At 35.8% G+C, this 17,997-nt stretch carries 15 protein-coding genes and 1 pseudogene; 6 read left to right on the top strand and 10 right to left on the bottom strand.

Annotated elements, in window-relative coordinates:
- Positions 1-54 precede the first annotated feature (54 nt).
- Together OOK92_RS06200 and OOK92_RS06205 are read right to left on the bottom strand one after the other, a co-directional pair.
- On the bottom strand, positions 55-1,596 hold the full coding sequence (locus OOK92_RS06200) for a coiled-coil domain-containing protein (RefSeq protein WP_264735565.1): 1,542 nt from the start codon (positions 1,594-1,596) through the stop codon (positions 55-57).
- Between the two features lie 65 nt (positions 1,597-1,661).
- Positions 1,662-4,310 (bottom strand): valine--tRNA ligase, encoded by a 2,649-nt coding sequence (locus OOK92_RS06205; protein WP_264735566.1) that lies wholly within the window; start codon positions 4,308-4,310, stop codon positions 1,662-1,664.
- A 346-nt stretch (positions 4,311-4,656) separates the two neighbouring features.
- On the opposite strand from OOK92_RS06205, the gene OOK92_RS06210 reads away from it, so the two are divergent.
- The 3 genes from OOK92_RS06210 to OOK92_RS06220 all read left to right on the top strand — a co-directional run bounded on the left by OOK92_RS06210 (position 4,657) and on the right by OOK92_RS06220 (position 8,376).
- Entirely contained in the window at positions 4,657-5,823 is a 1,167-nt protein-coding gene (locus tag OOK92_RS06210; protein ID WP_264735567.1) for a coiled-coil domain-containing protein, read from the top strand.
- Between the two features lie 529 nt (positions 5,824-6,352).
- On the top strand, positions 6,353-7,558 hold the full coding sequence (locus OOK92_RS06215; protein ID WP_406722700.1) for an MFS transporter: 1,206 nt from the start codon (positions 6,353-6,355) through the stop codon (positions 7,556-7,558).
- 617 nt (positions 7,559-8,175) lie between these two features.
- Positions 8,176-8,376: a hypothetical protein gene (locus OOK92_RS06220; RefSeq protein WP_264732445.1), complete on the top strand. Its 201-nt coding sequence runs from the start codon at positions 8,176-8,178 to the stop codon at positions 8,374-8,376.
- A gap of 106 nt (positions 8,377-8,482) precedes the next feature.
- Here OOK92_RS06220 and OOK92_RS06225 read toward each other — a convergent pair whose 3' ends face one another.
- From OOK92_RS06225 to secG, 3 genes are read right to left on the bottom strand one after another with little or no spacing between them, the layout of a single operon-like run.
- Positions 8,483-8,902, bottom strand: coding sequence for a nucleoside deaminase (locus OOK92_RS06225; RefSeq protein ID WP_264735569.1), 420 nt, complete (start codon positions 8,900-8,902; stop codon positions 8,483-8,485).
- 41 nt (positions 8,903-8,943) lie between these two features.
- Positions 8,944-10,548, bottom strand: coding sequence for a CTP synthase (locus OOK92_RS06230; RefSeq protein WP_264735570.1), 1,605 nt, complete (start codon positions 10,546-10,548; stop codon positions 8,944-8,946).
- Positions 10,548-10,868: a preprotein translocase subunit SecG gene (gene secG, locus OOK92_RS06235; protein ID WP_264732556.1), complete on the bottom strand. Its 321-nt coding sequence runs from the start codon at positions 10,866-10,868 to the stop codon at positions 10,548-10,550. The genes OOK92_RS06230 and secG overlap by 1 nt, the downstream gene beginning before the upstream one ends.
- Positions 10,869-11,012: 144 nt before the next feature.
- Between secG and OOK92_RS06240 the strand changes: the two genes are divergently transcribed.
- Both OOK92_RS06240 and OOK92_RS06245 read left to right on the top strand, forming a co-directional pair.
- Positions 11,013-11,528 carry a gamma carbonic anhydrase family protein gene (locus tag OOK92_RS06240; RefSeq protein WP_253307252.1) on the top strand — a complete coding sequence of 172 codons (516 nt, stop codon included), beginning with the start codon at positions 11,013-11,015 and terminating at the stop codon, positions 11,526-11,528.
- Between the two features lie 10 nt (positions 11,529-11,538).
- Positions 11,539-11,747 (top strand): annotated as a pseudogene (locus OOK92_RS06245) (IS256 family transposase); the annotation flags it as partial.
- A gap of 86 nt (positions 11,748-11,833) precedes the next feature.
- Here OOK92_RS06245 and trpS read toward each other — a convergent pair.
- The 5 genes from trpS to OOK92_RS06270 form a co-directional block, all read right to left on the bottom strand.
- Positions 11,834-12,832, bottom strand: coding sequence for a tryptophan--tRNA ligase (trpS, locus tag OOK92_RS06250; RefSeq protein ID WP_264688393.1), 999 nt, complete (start codon positions 12,830-12,832; stop codon positions 11,834-11,836).
- A 17-nt stretch (positions 12,833-12,849) separates the two neighbouring features.
- A complete protein-coding gene (locus tag OOK92_RS06255; RefSeq protein ID WP_253307254.1) occupies positions 12,850-13,419 on the bottom strand; it encodes a nucleotide exchange factor GrpE in 570 nt (189 codons plus the stop codon).
- Positions 13,420-13,480: 61 nt separating this feature from the next.
- Entirely contained in the window at positions 13,481-14,467 is a 987-nt protein-coding gene (locus OOK92_RS06260) for a polyprenyl synthetase family protein (RefSeq protein WP_253307255.1), read from the bottom strand.
- Between the two features lie 11 nt (positions 14,468-14,478).
- The gene (gene rpsP, locus OOK92_RS06265; protein ID WP_264735571.1) at positions 14,479-14,799 is read right to left on the bottom strand and encodes a 30S ribosomal protein S16; all 321 of its coding nucleotides are present in this window, start codon (positions 14,797-14,799) and stop codon (positions 14,479-14,481) included.
- Between the two features lie 385 nt (positions 14,800-15,184).
- Positions 15,185-16,993: a peptidylprolyl isomerase gene (locus OOK92_RS06270; protein WP_264735572.1), complete on the bottom strand. Its 1,809-nt coding sequence runs from the start codon at positions 16,991-16,993 to the stop codon at positions 15,185-15,187.
- Positions 16,994-17,330: 337 nt separating this feature from the next.
- Here OOK92_RS06270 and OOK92_RS06275 point away from each other — a divergent pair, with 337 nt between their 5' ends.
- Positions 17,331-17,939 carry a cell cycle transcriptional regulator TrcR gene (locus OOK92_RS06275; RefSeq protein WP_264735573.1) on the top strand — a complete coding sequence of 203 codons (609 nt, stop codon included), beginning with the start codon at positions 17,331-17,333 and terminating at the stop codon, positions 17,937-17,939.
- The last annotated feature ends 58 nt before the right edge of the window (positions 17,940-17,997 follow it).

A 17,997-nucleotide genomic window follows, 5' to 3' on the forward strand; every position in this document is an offset into this window, starting at 1 on the left:
CAGCAGTCTTGTATATATTTGTTAAGATTCTCTTATCTGTGGAGGTCCCTGCACTTACATCGTTAAGGTGTGATAGGAATTATTTGTTGCATCTCTAAAAAGCGATAAATTAGGGCTGCCGGTACTTGTATTAGGATTTTCGTGATTTAGTTGCTCTGAATTTTCTTTATTCTCATCCTCATCTTCCTTTTTAGGAGATAGAGATTTTCTAGAATATCTTCTTGGTGTGGATGTGCGAGGAGAAAGTGGTTTCGGGAAAGTTAGTCCATTAGCAAGCTTATTTTCACCTGTTCCTTCAAATTCTGATGAATGTTCACTGCTTATATCTGAAGAAATGGAATGACTAGGCTTGTCTTCCTGCCCAATTACTGCTTGCAGACGTTTAACTTTTCTTTCCAAATCAGAATTACGTCTTCTTAATTTACTGCATTCGTCATCCAAATCTTTTTCGCTACTTTTCAACTTACTGTTATTATCGCGCAACTTTTCATTTCCTTTTCTTTCTTGATCCAAAAGTTTATTTAACTCTCCGATCTTATTAAGATCTTTAGTTTTTTCCTCTTCTAATTCCTTGCATAGTTTTTCTTTTTGTTCTAAATCTGCAGCTAGCTGGATCGTTTCTTGCGCTTTTTTACTTAACTCTTCTTTCAATCGTCTTTCTCTTTCTACTACATCCCTTAATTTAGGTTGTAAACAAGAAGTTTCGCCTTTTTCTTTTCTTAACTGCACTACTAATTCTTCTACTTTTTTCTTTCTCTCTTCTAAACATGTTTCCAATTCTGTTATTCTTTCTTCTAATAAAAGAGCTAAAGTTCCTTCATATTTTAATTCATGTAACTGCCTTTCTAAGGAATCTACTTCTTTTTGAGGTTGAGATAATTCCTCCATTAAAGAACCTACTCTTTCATTCAATCTTGCATTTTCATCACGTAACTCTTCAGTATAATGAAGAGAATTTTTCTTTTCACATTCTAACTGACTTACTTTCTTATTTAATTCTTTTACTCTCTCGTCTAAACCCTGCTTTTCTCGAGTTAATCTATTTAGTTGATTATTCAATTCCTCCACTTCTTTATTTACAGCTTCCAATTCTTGACCTTTCCGATTTGATTCTTGTCGTGCATCAGTTAGTTGTTTCTTTAACTGCTCTATTTCCTTATTTAACCCTTCAATCACTTTGTCTGCATCTTGCTTTTCTCGAGTTAATTCATTTAGTTGATTATTCAATTCCTCCACTTCTTTGCTTGCAGCTTCTTTAGCTTCTTTTTCTAGAGTTATTTTATTTTCTAACTCTTGTACCTTACTCTCAAATTGTTGTTTTACGCTTTCTAACTCTTGCTCTTTTTCAGCAAATTTATTTTTTTCAACCTCTATTTTCTTATTATTACTAATCATCTTGCATGAAAGTGCGAGTATCAAAGTAGATAGTATAGATAAACTCAAGGCAACAGGAAGAGCTACATTAAAGACTGCAACTGAAGACAAGAACTCAACACAAGGGGCAACAGCAAGTGTCCCAGATGCAAGCAATACCAAAGTAGCAAAAGCACCAGCTATAAGATATGGTGCATTGGCTTTATTATATAAATCCCCCATTATTATTCCCTCACAACTAAAGTATTATAATAGCATAAATGTCAAGGGAAGTAAAGCTATAAAAATCAGTATAAGTCTATATTCACTATGTATTTCCCGTCTTCAGTTTCAAGCTCGGACTGCATCCACTCTATCATTTCCGCATTGCAAACTGCTTGTAGGTCATTCTGCGCGGATTGATTCAATTTGTCCTCTCGTAGATCTGCTTTTATCACTAATTTCTTTATCAAATGCTTAACTGATACATTATTATCTGCTTTTATCTTTCTGATAATGTTTAATATCTGCACGCAATTGTCTCCCATTTCCTCTGAATATTTATCGTAGATAAGCTCTTCTTTGCTCGGCCAATTACTTTGATTGTGTACAGAATTATAACTATACAACTGGTGGTATATCTCTTCTGTAATGTAAGGCAAAAAAGGTGCAAATAACCGCAAAATAACATTTAACACATACGCCAAGCTTTGTTTTGCACTTAAGGTTGCTTCACTGCTTCCGTACGCGCGTTTTTTTACTAATTCCAAGTAGTTATCACAAAAGTCTTTCCAAAAAAATTCCTCTATTACGCCCAAAGCTTCGCAGTATTCAAACTGTAATAGGTTATTCGTTGCTCTTTCTATAACTTTGTATAACTTAGACAATATCCACTTATCTATTGTCTCGTGAGCAGAATTTATGCTCATTACTTGATGCTTTTCCATGAACATGGAAACAAACTTGCTAGCGTTCCAAAGTTTTGTAACTAGGCGCTTGCCAATTTTAAATATATTTTCAGAGTAGACTGTATCAACTCCAAGCCTTGAGTTCGCTGCCCAATAGCGTACTACATCAGCTCCATAAGTTTCAAGTATTACATGAGGAGTGATGATGTTACCTTTTGATTTACTCATCTTTTTCTTATCATCGGCTAAACACCAACCGCTGATCATAATGTTTTTCCAAGGTAAAGAATCTGCATGATAATGTGCTTTCAAAATCGTATAAAAAGCCCAAGTTCTTATTATCTCATGACTCTGGCTGCGCAGATCTGCAGGAAATATTGTATTATAGCGATGATTTGGTAAGCTAAACTCACTGTTTACTGCCAGTGCACTTAGTTGAGGAGTAATTGAACTTGTGGCCCAGGTATCCATTACATCTTGATCTGGGATAACCTCTTCTTTGCTATACCCTTTTGGCAAATCTTTGAGTGGATCTATAGGTAGGTCCTTTATCTCAGCTAGAATAATTTTACCTTCTTCTCCCTTACGTTTGGAATACCACGCTGGAAATGGCACACCAAAATAGCGCTGCCTTGAGATGCACCAGTCCCAATTTAGCCCTTCTATCCACACTTCCATACGTTTACGCATAGTAGCTGGATGCCAATTGCATTCTTTTGCTTTATCTAATACTTGAGCTTTTTGCTCTAAGGTCTTGATAAACCATTGATAAGTAGGCAATATCTCAAGTGGTGCACCAGACCTTTCTGCGCACTTAACAGAATGAGAAATGTTAGTGCTTTCTATTAGTAACTCCTTCTCAGTTAGGATTTCGATCATCCTCTTTCTTGCTGCTGTAACTTTCAATCCATTGATTTCATTGTAGATTCCAGCGTCACGCGCTGGAATGACGCCGGGGTGTGGTGGAATGACGTCTTCTTTTGTCATCTGAGTAGCTCTTTCTCCTGTCATCCGAGTAGCCCCTATGGTGTCATCCCAGTGCCCAGACACTGGGATCCATTCTTCTATTTCCTGGATTCCAGTGCCACCTATGGTGTCATCCCAGTGCCCAGACACTGGGATCCATGCTCTTTCCTTCTGACCATGTGGTGGATGCAGGTTCATCCTCCCATCCTGATCGATGATAATTTTCATCGGCAGATTATGCTTTTGCTGCCAATATATGTCGAGCTCATCACCGAATGTACAACACATAACAAGCCCAGTGCCTTTATCTATTTTGACCTTATCGTCAGCTATTATTGGAACTTTTTCCTTTATTATTGGCACTATGGCTGTTTTTCCGATCAGATGAGTGTAGCGCGCATCCTCTGGGTGGCAAAAAACTGCAACGCATGCGGGAAGTAACTCAGGTCGCGTAGTTGCAATATTGATCTGCTCATTTTCGTGAGTAGAGAAAACTATCGTATTTAAGGATGACTCAAAAACTTTATCTTCTATTTCTGCTTGCGCAATTGCGGTTTTATCAACCGGATCCCAAAGAATAGGTTGCATTTTTCTATATGCATACCCTTTATTATATAGATCGATAAACGACATTTGAGAAAGTGTCACAGTTTCCTTGCTGATCGTGTGATATTCCAAACTCCAGTCATAACTAATGCCGACCGATTTAAATAGTTCCTTAAATTCTTGCTTTGATTTTTCAATAACTTCATGGCACATCTCTATAAATTTTTCTCTGCCAACTTCTTTTGCACGGGTTTTATAGGTTTGTTCAACCAATCTTTCAGTGGGAAGGCCGTTACCATCAAACCCAATTGGATAAAACACATCTTTCCCCAGCATGCGTTGAAACCTTGCAATAAAGTCTGTGTGGCAATAGCTAAATATATGGCCAATATGGAGTTTTCCCGATATTGTTGGTGGAGGTGTGTCTATAGTGAAAGTGTTATCCTTTTCACCATTCCATTTATAAACTTTACTGCCTTCCCATAATATGTTGCATTTGTCTTCAATTTCTTTAAAGCCGTATTTTTCTTTTAACATAAATATTTCTCAATTTTAAACCTTAAGCTAGCAACGTCATATCGCGATTCATTCGCGGTATCTAAGCCGCTAACACGTAGCGGAATACTCAACCGTCATACCGCCACGAACCGTCATACCGCGATTCATTCGCGGTATCTCTTAGCATAGATCCCGCTAACAAGCAGCGGGATGACGATTGTCGATAAACCTAAATTACTTTAGCTATAGCACAATTAAGCAAATACGGCAATTTTACGCCAAAATTTTTTGTTTACGAACATAAATTTCTATGTTATGGTGAAAATATTACTTGACTTTAGATTCTAAAGGTGTCATGTAATGCTTTTATATATTGAGGTTTATTATGTATGGTTCACATAAAAATTCTTCCAAAAAGAAGGAAACAAAACAACAACAAGATGTTCTTCAGGAGGATGAGCAAGCAAAATTAAAAACAGAGAAAGATGAGAAAATTACAGAGTTAGAAAATCAAGTAACAACTTTAACGACGGAGAAAAATGAGGCAATTCAGCAGAAAGATGGAAAAATTGCAGAGTTAGAAAATCAAGTAACAACTTTAACGACGGAGAAAGATGAGAAAATTACAGAGTTAGAAAATCAAGTAACAACTTTAACGACGGGGAAAGATGAGAAAATTGCAGAGTTAGAAAATCAACTAGAAGGTTTAAAAGATGAACAGAAGAAAGTTAGCGAAGCAATTGATGGTTTATTTGCTGAAGAGTTAAACAGAGAAATAAAAGGTCTAATTGGATCCAAAGACAAAGTTAAGGGCTTATATGATGGAAAATTAAAGAGCACAATAGAAGATATAATAGGCAGTAATTTATCAAAAATGAAAGATGAAGAGAAGGCGAAATTGCATGAAGAGTTACAAATCAAAATAGAATCTATAATAGGGACTGATCAAAGTAAAAATGCAGATAAAATTGTGGATTCGATTAAGAAAGAGTTAAAGAACATTATAATAAATGCAAGTAAGTTCAGTAAGGAAGTTGCGGACTTACAGCAACAATTAGCAGATAAAGAGAAAGAAATAGCACAACTAAAACAACAACAGCCAAATGCTGAAGTTGACAAACTGAAGGCAGCCTTAACAGCTAAAGAGAAAGAAGTTGACAAGCTAAAGAAGGAAAATGAAGAACTAGAAGCTAAAATAAACCAACCAAATGCTGAAGTTGAAAAACTAAAGAACGACTTAAAAACTAAAACTTCTCAAGTTCAGCAGTTAACGCAGAAAAATAAAGAATTGGAAGCTAAAAACAAAACAACTGAGCAACCAAAACAAGGCAATGGAGCGAAGTATACCGCTACTGTTGGTATGGGTCTTGCTGCTGGACTGATAGCATTTACTGCACTTGAACGTACAGTTAGGTTAGAGATGTTAGTAATGATTGGTATAGCAGTAGCATCTGCACTCGTAGCTGGTAGTATTACATATGTAGCATTACCTAGTACTCAAGTAGATGGAGCGAAAGCACAAGAAGTAAATGAGAATGGGAAAAAGAAGTAACAAAGGCGCACTGGGCTGAAACCGTCATAAAGGAACCAGCGTCAGCTACTTGGATGACAAGAAGAGGGCACTGGGATGACATCATTATAGAGTGAACCAGTGTCACACTACTAGGATGACATCCTGACAATCGTCATCCCGCTACTTGTTAGCGGGATGACGATTAATTATTCTGCGCGGGATGACAAGAAAGGAGCAGCAGGATGACGCCTCACCATGTCATTTGAGTAGCGGACACTGGAATGGCTTTGTTGCATCGCTAGCTATGATGGATTAAAGATAAAAAAGATGGAGAATATCAGTAGCTTATTATTCTGGTGTTTATAACAAGAACGGTCAGTGAATACCTAAATTTTAACAATCTCAATTATCACACACCATAATAAAAAAGTCACCTCCATATGTTTAGGTTGTAAAATCCTAAAAAGCAGCCACAATGAAATAAGCAAACATTTACGAATTGAATTTAGTGCAAACAAGGGTGTTGATATCAACCATACTCTGCAGAATCGCAATATGGTATGACTACATGCTCTTCACTGATTTGATTAACATAATTAGCAGAGAGTTTTGTTTTGCAAAAGATGTCTACAGTAACATACTGCAATTATTTGGAATTGTAGGGCTAGGCGCGATTGTAAGGCCACTTGGTGCATTCATATTTGGTCACGTTGGTGACAGGTATGGAAGGAGGATAGCATTAATAATTACTATCTTGCTAATATCGATACCATCAAGTCTTATTGCATTTATTCCAAGTCACAATCAAGTAGGTATCATTTCTACTATATTGCTTTTTGCAATCCATATAACACAAGGAATTGCACTTGGTGGTGAACAAGGAAGTTCTGTTTATCTTATAGAACATTTATCCAGTAGGAAAGAGAACTTAGGAATGTATTTTGGAATAATGGGCTGTGGTCGCTCCATTGGTGTCTTGCTTTCTGCGGTGATAGTAATTATCTGCAAAAAAACTACTGATTTTTGTACCTGGGGTTGGAGATTGCCATTTATTTTCTCAGCTATTTTAGGATTAATTAGCGCGTATAGCATATACACATTGGGAGAAACTCCAGCATATGAAAAAAATCGAAAACAAAGAAATTTACCTGATTTGCCAATAATAGAGCTTATAAAGCGCCACAAGAGAGCTCTTATACTTGCTATTTTAATATCTGTACCTGTTAATGTTGCTGTCGGATTTACCATATTTCTTCGAACACTCGCAAAGGAAATAGCATCAGTGGATGTGTATGTAACGACATATATCAACGAAATTGTGCTCATTATAACCAGTGTATTAATGCCGATATCTTCAATAGCGTTTGGAATGTTGGCTGATAAAGTTGGAAAAGAGCGCACTGCAATCTTATTTATAGCAATTACAATGGCACTATGTTGTCCTGCGTTATCTATTGCATATTACTACAAAAATTACCTTATAATTATGCTTAGTGTAATGGCTCTTTCTATAATAGAAAGAGGTATAGTTCCCATAGGAATAGTTGCATCTGAACTCTTTCCCACCAATGTTAGATTTAGTGGTGTGAGCTTATCACGCAACATCTCTTATGCGTTACATGGAGGATTTACTCCTATGGTTTGTATTTGGTTGACTGTAACATTTCCTCAAACAAACCTTGCTGCTGGGCTTTATATAGTCTTCTGCTTGTTGGTCAGTGTGGTAGCAATATTGCAAATAAAACCGCAAGATAAAAAATGTGATTGGTCTTAGTTTTCTCTTATGTGATTTGATAGTGATCTCCACCGGAAAAGGGTTTCATCTAAGTAGCTAACACCCTGACAACCGTCATCCCGCTAACAAGCAGCGGGATGACGGTTGTCAGGGTGTCATCCGAGTAGCCTCTTTCTTGTTATCCGAGTAGCCCCTTCTCCTGTCATCCCAGTGCTCTTTTTTTGTCATCCGAGTAGCCCCTTTTTTGTCATCCCAGTGCCCAGACACTGGGATGGCTTTGTTGCATCGCTACTTATGAAAGGCTAACTATAGCTAGGATTATAAGCAACCTATTGAAAATCTTGTTTTTTTGCAATCAATCTGATCAAATTTAAGAATAGTAATTTATTATTTATATTAATAAACTTAATTCTATTGAAAATAGCTAAAGCATTGAAATTCTTGAATTTTAGCCGGATTAGTGAGTGGTAGTGAAATTTCTTTTACTCAAATTTAGGTATTCACTGACCGTTCTTGTTATAAATACCAGAATAATAAGCTACTGATATTCTCCATCTTTTTTATCTTTAATCCATCATAGCTAGCGATGCAACAAAGCCCACTGGGATCCAGCCTTTATCATGTAATTTCATCATATAAATCTTTCCATTTCTGATGTGTCTGTATATAAACATAATAACTTTTCATATATAGGAAATAAATTTACTGGATCCCAGTGTCTGGGCACTGGGATGACACCATTTGCTGTGCAATTTACCTTCAAAAATGAATGTTCGTACAGCTATGTGTCAGCTACTTGCATGACACCCTGCTGGTGGGACAATGTTTGTATAGTTGTGCGTCACGCGCTGGAATGACGAATTACTTAACCGTCATACCGTCACGGTATCTCCTAGCATAGATCCCGCTAACACGTAGCGGGATGACGAATTTGTATCGGAAAACAAGTAGCATGACGGTTTGTCAAATGTCTCTCAGTTTCTCAAAAAAATCCTTTAACAAAAAAGAGCATTCTGTTTCTAATATCCCACCATAAACTTCAGGTATATGGCTGCAAAATTGAAATATCTTAGCACCATTTTCAATTCCTCCACCTTTTGGATTATAAGCTCCAAAGTACAATCGTTTAATCCTGGCAAAGGAAATAGCTTGAGCACACATCGGACATGGTTCTAATGTTACGTATATGTCAGAATCATAAAGCGTTGAAGTTGAGAGCAACTCACATGCCTGCTTGATCGCTAACATCTCTGCATGTGCAGTTGGATCGTTGGATATGTTGTGTGCAGAAGAAACGACATTGCTTCCACTAACTATTACGGCACCTATGGGAACCTCATCATCTTTCTGAGCAAGTTTGGCTTGCTCTATGGCAAGCTCCATATATTGATACTTGAACACTTTCCTTTGCTAATCTTCTTTTTTTAAATTTTATTAACTGCTGCCTTAATAAACGATATAAAAAGAGGATGAGGAGAAAACGGCTTTGATTGAAACTCTGGATGAAACTGCACACCAATAAACCACGGATGACTCTCTAACTCCACTGCCTCTATACATGTTCCATCTTCTGATATGCCACTGCATAGCAGCCCATTTTTTTCCAAATCATCTTTATAATCTGAATTGATTATGTATCTATGCCTGTGTCTCTCTGAAATAGTAGTGTTACTATATGCATCCATCATTTTAGAGCTTGCATTTATATTACATTTGTATGCCCCAAGTCTCATGGTTCCACCAAGATCGTCATCTTGATCGCCAGCTAACTTAACGATTGGATGTTTACAGTTATGAAATTCTTCAGAGTGTGCATCTTCAAGCTTAACAACATTACGAGCAAACTCAATAATTGCAAGCTGCATACCAAGGCAAATTCCGAAAAATGGGATATTATTTGTACGGGCATAATTTATTGCTAATATTTTACCCTCTACTCCGTCATCACCAAACCCCCCTGGGACAAGAATTGCATGAGAATTCTGCAACTTCTCCCCTATAAGCTTTTCATTTATAGGTTTTTCTTCCTTTTCTCTTGAGTTAACCCAATTTATCCTTACTTTGACTTTATTACTAATCGCACCATGATTTAATGCTTCAACTAGTGATTTATACGCATCAGGGAATTCGGTGTATTTTCCCACTATAGACACAGTAACTTCCTGTGTTGGGTGCCTTATGGAATGCACTATTTGATCCCATTCAATCAAGCTTGGTTTTGGCTCACTTAAATGAAAGTGCTCCAAAATTTGCGTATCAAGCCCACATTGGCTATACAACACCGGTAACTCATATATATGACTCACATCAGGAGCAGGTATCACATTGGACAAAGAAACATTGCAAAGCTTAGCTATTTTCTCTCTCTGATTATCGAAAATTTCTTTCTCACTGCGGCATAATATAATATCTGGTTGTAACCCCGCAGAATTTAACTCTCGAACTGAATGCTGCGTTGGCTTTGTCTTTAATTCTTGCGCTGCGGTAAGATATGGTATTAAAGTTAAGTGAATAAGGATAACTCTTTGTTTTCCTAATGTGTAGTTAACTTGGCGTATAGCCTCCAAAAATGGTTGGCTTTCAATGTCACCTACAGTTCCGCCTATTTCACATATTACAAAATCTAAACCTTCCGTACCATTAAAAATGAACGATTTGATTAAATCTGTCACATGAGGAATGACTTGCACAGTTTTGCCCAGATAATCACCACGCCTCTCTTTCTTCAACAACTCATGATATATCTTACCAGTTGTTATATTGTCATCTTTTGTTGCTTTAATTCCAGTAAAACGCTCATAATGCCCAAGATCCAAATCAGTTTCAGCACCATCCTCGGTAACAAACACCTCTCCGTGCTGAGTTGGGTTCATTGTCCCAGGATCAATGTTGAGATACGGGTCAAGTTTTCTGATACGGATCTTAAAACCGTAAGCTTGAAGAAGCGCACCAACGCTTGAAGCAACTAAGCCTTTACCAAGCGATGACACAACTCCACCTGTGACAAAGATAAATTTAGCTTCCTTCATTAATTTTCAAATGGAACAGAAGTAGGTTCACTTTCTTGCTTTTTTTCTAATATAATTTTCTCTGCAATCGATTTTTTATGTACGTCTTTTGAATATAATCCTGACAATAGCAATGTGTTTATAATAAACAATCCAGCAACAATAGCCGTTATTCTGCTGAGCGGGTTTTCAGAAGATTTTACCGGAATCATCGAATTGACTCCCTGTTGTGTATTACTAAAACCACTTAACGAACTACTCCCAGGCGGCTGCAAGAGCACTAAAATTACTAACACAACAACCAATATTACTTGAAATATACTTAATACCGCTACTGACATTATAGATAGAGCTGAAAATAAAAATTTTAGGAGCATAAAGTGCATAAGTCAAGAACATCTGTCACCCAAGTAGCTTGGAATCTAAGTATGTATTTACTGCCTACCTTATTTTGGTTAGCATATGCATAAAACTGTGGGCTTAATATGTATCACATTTTAAAATACAAAGATTATGAACCAAAAATAGACGAAAGTGCTTTCATCGCAGGTGGTTCGCATATCATAGGCAAGGTTGAAATAGGAAAAGATGCGAGCATCTGGTTTAATTGTGTGGTCAGAGGGGACGTTGGATCAATAAAAATAGGTGATGGAACAAATATTCAAGATGGAACGGTAATTCATGTGGATAGAAACCCAGGTGGTGATACAACTATTGGCAATATGGTAACAGTGGGACATTTTTGTATGTTGCATGCATGTATGGTGCATGATAAAGCGTTTATTGGTATGGGCTCTACCGTGATGGACCATGCAGTTGTGGAGCCTGAAGCTATGGTAGCTGCTGGCTCGCTAGTGACACATGGAAAAGTAATAAAAAGTGGGGAAATATGGGCTGGCAGGCCAGCAAAGTTCTTCAAAAAAATGTCGAATGAAGAAATTAAACATATTACACAATCAGCACAAAATTATATTATGCTAATGAAGGAATATAAAAATTAAAGTTCGCGTGAGGCTAATTTATACTACCAACCCTATTGAGGGACTGCATAGACAGATTAGAAAATTCACTAAAACTAAGGGCTCATTTACTAGCTTGTACAAACAGGTATATTGTGCTATAAAAAAGGCAGAGCAAAATTGGACTATCCTAATTGGGCTTTAACTATATCTCAACTTGATATTTTCTTTCCTGGTAGATTGAAAATTGAGTTGAGTTAAAAATGCGGTTTGACACACTTTTTTGAACATTTCCTTATTGCCTGTTTTTACAATTTTGAATTGATTCCTTAGGTTATGCAAGAGGTCTATTGAGCAAATCCAATAATATCCTTGATTTCTTTTATATTATGGGTTGCAATTTCTGCTGCTTTCTTTGTACCTTTTTTTAATATTTCACGTAAATGGAATTGGTCTTTTAAAAGATCATTCATTCTCTCACGTATGGGTGATATAACACTGATAATTAAATCAGCTAACTCTTTTTTGAAGTGCTTCATGTCATGTTTGTTCACTTCTTCACATACTTTTTCCGCATTTACATTACTAAGCACTGAATAAATGTTTATCAAATTGCTTATTTCTGGTCGGCACTCTAAAGTAGCAAAATCAAAGCCTAGAATTGAATCTGTTTTTGCTTTTTCTATTTTTTTGACAATTAAATCATCCGTATCATCAAGGTTAATGCACGAATATTCTGAAGGGTCAGATTTACTCATCTTGCTTGTGCCATCTCTTAAGCTCATTATTCTTGATGTGCAATCCAAAGTTAAGATTTCAGGTACGATGAAATAATCCAGTTTATAATGATTGTTAAAAGCTGATGCAATATCACGTGCAAGCTCCAAATGCTGTTTTTGATCATCACCAACAGGAACGTATTTAGTTTGATACAACAATATATCTGCAGCCATAAGTACTGGATAACTATATAATCCAAGAGAGGCTTTTTGTTTATCGCCGCCAGCTTTATCTTTAAATTGAGTCATGCGATTAAGCCAACCAATTGGTGTATAGCACCCAAGCAGCCAGCCCAGTTCTGCATGACCACTAACCGTGGACTGATTAAAAATAATGGACTTTTCTGGATCTATTCCACATGCAATATAAGCTGCTGCTGTTTTGAAAATATTACTTTTTAATTCACTTGCGGGAAGCTTATTTGCTGTGATTGCATGTAGGTCGACAATACAAAAAAGAGATTTGTATTTATGCTGTAAGTCTATCCACTGTTTGATTGCACCAAGATAATTACCTAAATGTAGTACGCCACTTGGCTGGATACCTGAAAAGACAATACTTGTCATTATACATTTACCTCATGCTAATCGCTTCCACAATCAGCAGATTTCTTAGAAAGAATAACCATTGCAGGACGGAGCAACCTATTTTTGATAGTATAACCAGTCTGTAGTACTTCTATAATAGTGCCAGGCTCTTTTTCATTGTCTTCTCTTTCCACAACAGCTTGGTGTAAATTACTATCAAAAAGCTCACCAAGTGGATCTACTTCCTCTATTCCATGTTTTTTTAGATCATTTATAATTTTTTGATAAGCTACTTTAATCCCCTCATGAACAGGATCACCGTCTTTCAAAATTTCCATTACTTTTTTTAAATTGTCGCACGAGTCGATCATATCACGTGCAAATTTTGTGACTGCATAGTCACTTGCATCGCTAATTTGCTTTTGCATTATACGTTTGACGTTTTCATTATCTGCAACAGCACGGCGTAAATGATCTTCAAGCTGAGCTGCACGTTCTTTTAATGTATTGAGATCTTCATTTAAATCATCAGTTTGCTTATGGTTATCACTTTGTTGGTCGTCACCTTTCTGCCTATTTACCATATCGGCAAATTTCCTCTTTTTTTCTTTACTGCTGTCTGACATATCACTATCCTTAAGAATCTAATAAATATATAGCAATTAATTCGAAAATATCAAGCACCAGCTACATTTGTCTTTCTATGCTCGCATTTAAAAAGTCAATTAAAGTAATTTTATAAAAAGAATCAGAAAAAGTACTAATATCATTTTGTGCCATATTAATGTAGTATCTAGCTTTTTCCATAGAAAGCTGAATGGCATTATGGTGATTAATATAGTGTAATGCTTGGTCAAAATTGTGTCTAGCTGAAGAAAAGCATTTTTCCCAGAATTTTTGCTCTGCTGGACTGCCCTTTTCGTATGCTATAATAGCAGGTAAGGTGACTTTACCTTCGAAAAAGTCTTTTCCGACTTGTTTTCCAGAAGTGCCTTGATTAGCAGTATAATCGAGCATATCATCAACTATTTGAAATGCCATACCAAAATTAAAACCAAAATTCTTTAGCCTCTCTGTTTCGTCATTTGTTGCACCAGATACTGTAGATGCAGCTTCACAGCATGCAGAAAATAAAGATGCTGTCTTTTCTCCAATGATATCAAAATAATTTTCCCTGACTGTGTGGGGGTCAAAACGTGTTGTCATCTGCTTTATTTCACCCTTCACAAGTAAATGCGATGCTTTAGATAAAATAGAGAGAATATTTAAATTTCCACACTCTATAAGCCATCTAAATGCTAGAGTCAACAATAGATCACCAACTAAAATGCTTGATTTATTTCCCCAAATCTTATTCGCTGTTTTAACTCCATGGCGTGCCTCACTTTCATCGAGCACATCATCATGAAGTAAAGTAGCATTGTGTATAAACTCTACCGATGCAGCAACGTTGATCCTATCCTCCCCAGAATAGTTTAGCATTTTACATATAATAAAAACTAGTTTAGGCCTTATTTTTTTTCCACCTGAACTAACAAGATGAGATATAATATCAGTAGCAAGCTTAGCACCTTCATCATTGACATTTTTGAAGATAAAGTCCTTCATAGCTGATAAATCAGAAGATACGACATCGTCTAATTTACCATTATTTGTTAAATCAGTATTTAGCATTTTAAAGAGACTTATGCTTCTTGTCCCTGTGCTTTCTCGTTCTCTACTTTCTTCTTTTCTGTTTTCTTTGGTTCTGTTTCTAAAGTTACTATGCCTTTTTTAATGAACCATAGTACTCTTTCAGTTGCTTGCGCACCTACGCTTAGCCAATGTTTTAATCTATCAGCCTTCACCACAACACGATTTTTATTGTCTTTTGGTAACATTGGATCATATTGTCCCATTTTCTCAATAAAACGCCCATCTCTTGGTGCTCGTGAATCAGCTACAACTATCCTATAAAAAGGGCGTTTCTTTGCGCCAAACCTTGCCAACCTTATTTTAACTACCATGTTAACCTTTATTCATATATTAGTCACAATTTTATACAATGAGCCGTTTTAAGTCAAATGAATTATACAACTTTTGCACCTTATAATATAATTACCAATAATGTAGGGCAGCGCCGGGCGCACAGCTATACGAACATTCATTTTTGAAGGTAAATTGCACAGCAAATGGTGTCATTCCAGTCTGGAATCCAGCCTTTTCATAATCATTAAAACGTTGTATTTTAACATAAAACGGCTACTTTTATACTTAATAAAATTCCTGGATCCCAGTGTCTGGGCACTGGGATGACATCCTTCCTAGTGAAGATTGCTCTCAAATCGCAATGTTCGTACAGTTGTGTGTCTGGGCACTGGATGCGTTTGAAGCAACTTATAAGATTTTTGACTATATATCATCAAGTATAGCGTGATTAACTTCGACTTTATACTTTGATTCCAGATAGCTAATTAATTGCTCTTTTAGCGATATCATCACACGTTTTCCGGTGTCAAGCGTGTTTAATTTACCATTTGATGAATGCATTTCTTTTAGAACACCTATTATAATTTCATTATTGTATTGAATAGGGTCTGTCACTGAACCAGTTGTTTTCATATTGAAAATCTCTTCTACAAAAGAAAAGGGGTAGTTTTGTTGATCCACTTCATTGCGTTGCATCTGCTGACCTTTAACTAATTCCACACCTTGAATTTCTTCCAAATCTGTTTTTTCTCTTAGTTGAACTGCAACCTCTTGCCCAATTTTAAACATTCTTTCTTTTATAAACTCACTACACCAAAGCTCTACCGCTAATGCCCTGCCTTCTTCAAAACTTTGCAATTTGGGTGGAACGATATCAATGATTTTTACACTAACAACAGCGTCCCCAACGCCCTTGAAATAACCTTTCTGATCCTTTTCTCGCGAAAAAATGAAAGAAATCAAATCACTAGAATCTCCTACGTTATTACCGCTTTGATCTTTTCCACTCGCATCTACTGGACCAATAGTTTGTATAGGTAAATTATATTCACTCAATATTTCTTCAATTTCTGAACCATTGTATATCTTATAGTTCACTTGGTTTATGAAATCATTGACTCTTTCAAAAGACTTTTGGTTAGTTAGAACTGACTTTATGTCTTTTTTTAAATCAACTAAGTCTTCATCAGAGATTTGATGCGCACTTTCCACTTTTATTATATGCCAACCAAAACTGCTTGCTAAAACTTCACTTACTTCACCTACTTTGAGAGCAAATACCTTTTCCCTCACGTCTTCTGGTAAAAAATCCTTAGTTATATTATTTACTCTAGTTTCCTCAAGTTTTGCTTTGCCAAACTCTCCTACTATCTGTTCAAAGCTTGTTTTACCCTCCTCAAATGCTCTTCTTGCTGTCTCAGCTTCTTCTTTGGTAGAAAATATTACATTGAATACATCTCTTTGATCTTTTAGTTCCTGTTGTTCTATTATACCATCAACTTCTTCATCTGAGATCTTGATTTGATCTTCAAAATACTTTTGGCCTAGGGAAATATATTGCGCAGTTCGATACTCAGGATAATAAAAATGGGATTTATTTCTTTCGTACAAATCAAGTAAGGCTTGATCATCTGGTTCAGGAATGTTTGTAACTGCATCTTCAGTTATTTTAACAATATCAACCACTCTAGTTTGGTAGCGACTTTTGTATATCTGCTCATCAACTCTCTCGCCAAAAGTTACCGGATAATTATCTTTAAATAACGAAGTCATGAACATCATTGCAGGCAGAACTTTCTCTAGCTTTGCTATATACTCTTTCTCTGTCATATGCAGGTCATTTAGCGTTTCATGGAATTTATTTTTGTCAAATTCGCCTTTATCATTTTGAAAGTATTTGGTATTTTTAATATGGTTTTTTATAGACTCTTCTCCAACTGTCAACCCCAGCTCACTAATTAGGTTAAACAATAGTTTTTGCTCTATAAGTGCGTTAAGCAAATCATATTTCAGCTTTTTTACTTGTTCTCTACTCGCATCAGATCCAGAAATTTGCTTTTCATAATTTTGATATAGTGATTTATACTCATCTGACGTTATAACTTCTTTTCCAACCCTAGCTACCTCTTCTTTTTCATCATCACCTGATAAAAGGTTGCCAATTCCCATGAAGACTAATAAGCAAGCTAAAAGGACAACGGTTACTTTAGTGAAAAAATTTTTAACATTCATTTTAAACTCAGTTAATTAATGGTTAATTATAGAATAGTGATAATTTAATTCTTGTAAACCTGTTGCTTTATTAGCCAATATATATAATATTACAATATATTAACTTAAAATTTAACTCTTTTCTTAAATAGAAACATATGTTTGACTGAGTTATACTATACCTTAAGAAGGGAAAATATTTTTTTGAATCGTTTGAAATATGCTTAAACGTAAGCGCATTTAATTAACTTAAGAGGTGGGAAGTGACAAACAAAAAGTCATTGAATGACAAAATTAATGCTTTTTTAGTTTTAATAGCTTATATTTTAGCTCTGCATAACAGTAAGGGATACTTTAAATGGGAGATGCTTTTTTGATGTCAATGGAATCTTCTAAGGGCAATAACGATAGAAATAAACAGTTTCTAATGCAAATAGCTGCTTGGTTAGTAGACAACACTGGTTTAACTTTTAATCAAATAGCACAATGCTGTAGGTTGGCCCTTGAAGAAGTACAAGACATAGCTGATGAGGAAATAGAAGTTGAAAAATATAACCCTATTATTTCTGGGGTAATTACTGAAAAAGAAATCGATGATTGCAAAAAAAATTCAAACCGTGTACCAAATTTGATTATAAAAAATATAAAAAAAAGGAGTAAAGCGATTGGTAGCATTCTTGGCCTTGCCTCTACGGCAAGGCGTAGAGATAAACCTGATGCGATTTATTATTTAGTAAAAAAATTTCCTATCTTGGATAATAACGTTATAGCTAAATTAATTAGTACAACAAATTACACAGTTGAGCAAGTAAGAGATGGATCTCATCATAACATGCAAAATATAAAACCCCAAGATCCTGTACTACTTGGCTTATGTAGTCAAAAAAATTTAGAAGCAGAAGTGGAAAAAGCAAAAGTAGAAGAAGAGAAGCAAGAAAGGTTAAAAAATATAAAGAATAGCTATTGAAAATCCTCAAATTTTTGTGCTTTGTTAACATTAAACTAACTTGACTTGCTAGTGTTTA

Origin of the sequence: Wolbachia endosymbiont (group A) of Rhinocyllus conicus (genome assembly GCF_947250775.1) — a bacterium.
In the GTDB taxonomy this organism is placed as follows: domain Bacteria; phylum Pseudomonadota; class Alphaproteobacteria; order Rickettsiales; family Anaplasmataceae; genus Wolbachia.

Coding starts and splice junctions, on each gene's coding strand:
- OOK92_RS06200 (WP_264735565.1), bottom strand. CDS start 1,596: ATGGGGGATTTATATAATAAAGCCAATGCACCATATCTTATAGCTGGT.
- OOK92_RS06230 (WP_264735570.1), bottom strand. CDS start 10,548: ATGAAGGAAGCTAAATTTATCTTTGTCACAGGTGGAGTTGTGTCATCG.
- OOK92_RS06275 (WP_264735573.1), top strand. CDS start 17,331: ATGGGAGATGCTTTTTTGATGTCAATGGAATCTTCTAAGGGCAATAAC.
- OOK92_RS06225 (WP_264735569.1), bottom strand. CDS start 8,902: ATGGAGCTTGCCATAGAGCAAGCCAAACTTGCTCAGAAAGATGATGAG.
- OOK92_RS06210 (WP_264735567.1), top strand. CDS start 4,657: ATGTATGGTTCACATAAAAATTCTTCCAAAAAGAAGGAAACAAAACAA.
- secG (WP_264732556.1), bottom strand. CDS start 10,868: ATGTCAGTAGCGGTATTAAGTATATTTCAAGTAATATTGGTTGTTGTG.
- OOK92_RS06270 (WP_264735572.1), bottom strand. CDS start 16,993: ATGAATGTTAAAAATTTTTTCACTAAAGTAACCGTTGTCCTTTTAGCT.
- OOK92_RS06255 (WP_253307254.1), bottom strand. CDS start 13,419: ATGTCAGACAGCAGTAAAGAAAAAAAGAGGAAATTTGCCGATATGGTA.
- rpsP (WP_264735571.1), bottom strand. CDS start 14,799: ATGGTAGTTAAAATAAGGTTGGCAAGGTTTGGCGCAAAGAAACGCCCT.
- OOK92_RS06240 (WP_253307252.1), top strand. CDS start 11,013: ATGTATCACATTTTAAAATACAAAGATTATGAACCAAAAATAGACGAA.
- OOK92_RS06215 (WP_406722700.1), top strand. CDS start 6,353: ATGCTCTTCACTGATTTGATTAACATAATTAGCAGAGAGTTTTGTTTT.
- OOK92_RS06205 (WP_264735566.1), bottom strand. CDS start 4,310: ATGTTAAAAGAAAAATACGGCTTTAAAGAAATTGAAGACAAATGCAAC.
- trpS (WP_264688393.1), bottom strand. CDS start 12,832: ATGACAAGTATTGTCTTTTCAGGTATCCAGCCAAGTGGCGTACTACAT.
- OOK92_RS06260 (WP_253307255.1), bottom strand. CDS start 14,467: ATGCTAAATACTGATTTAACAAATAATGGTAAATTAGACGATGTCGTA.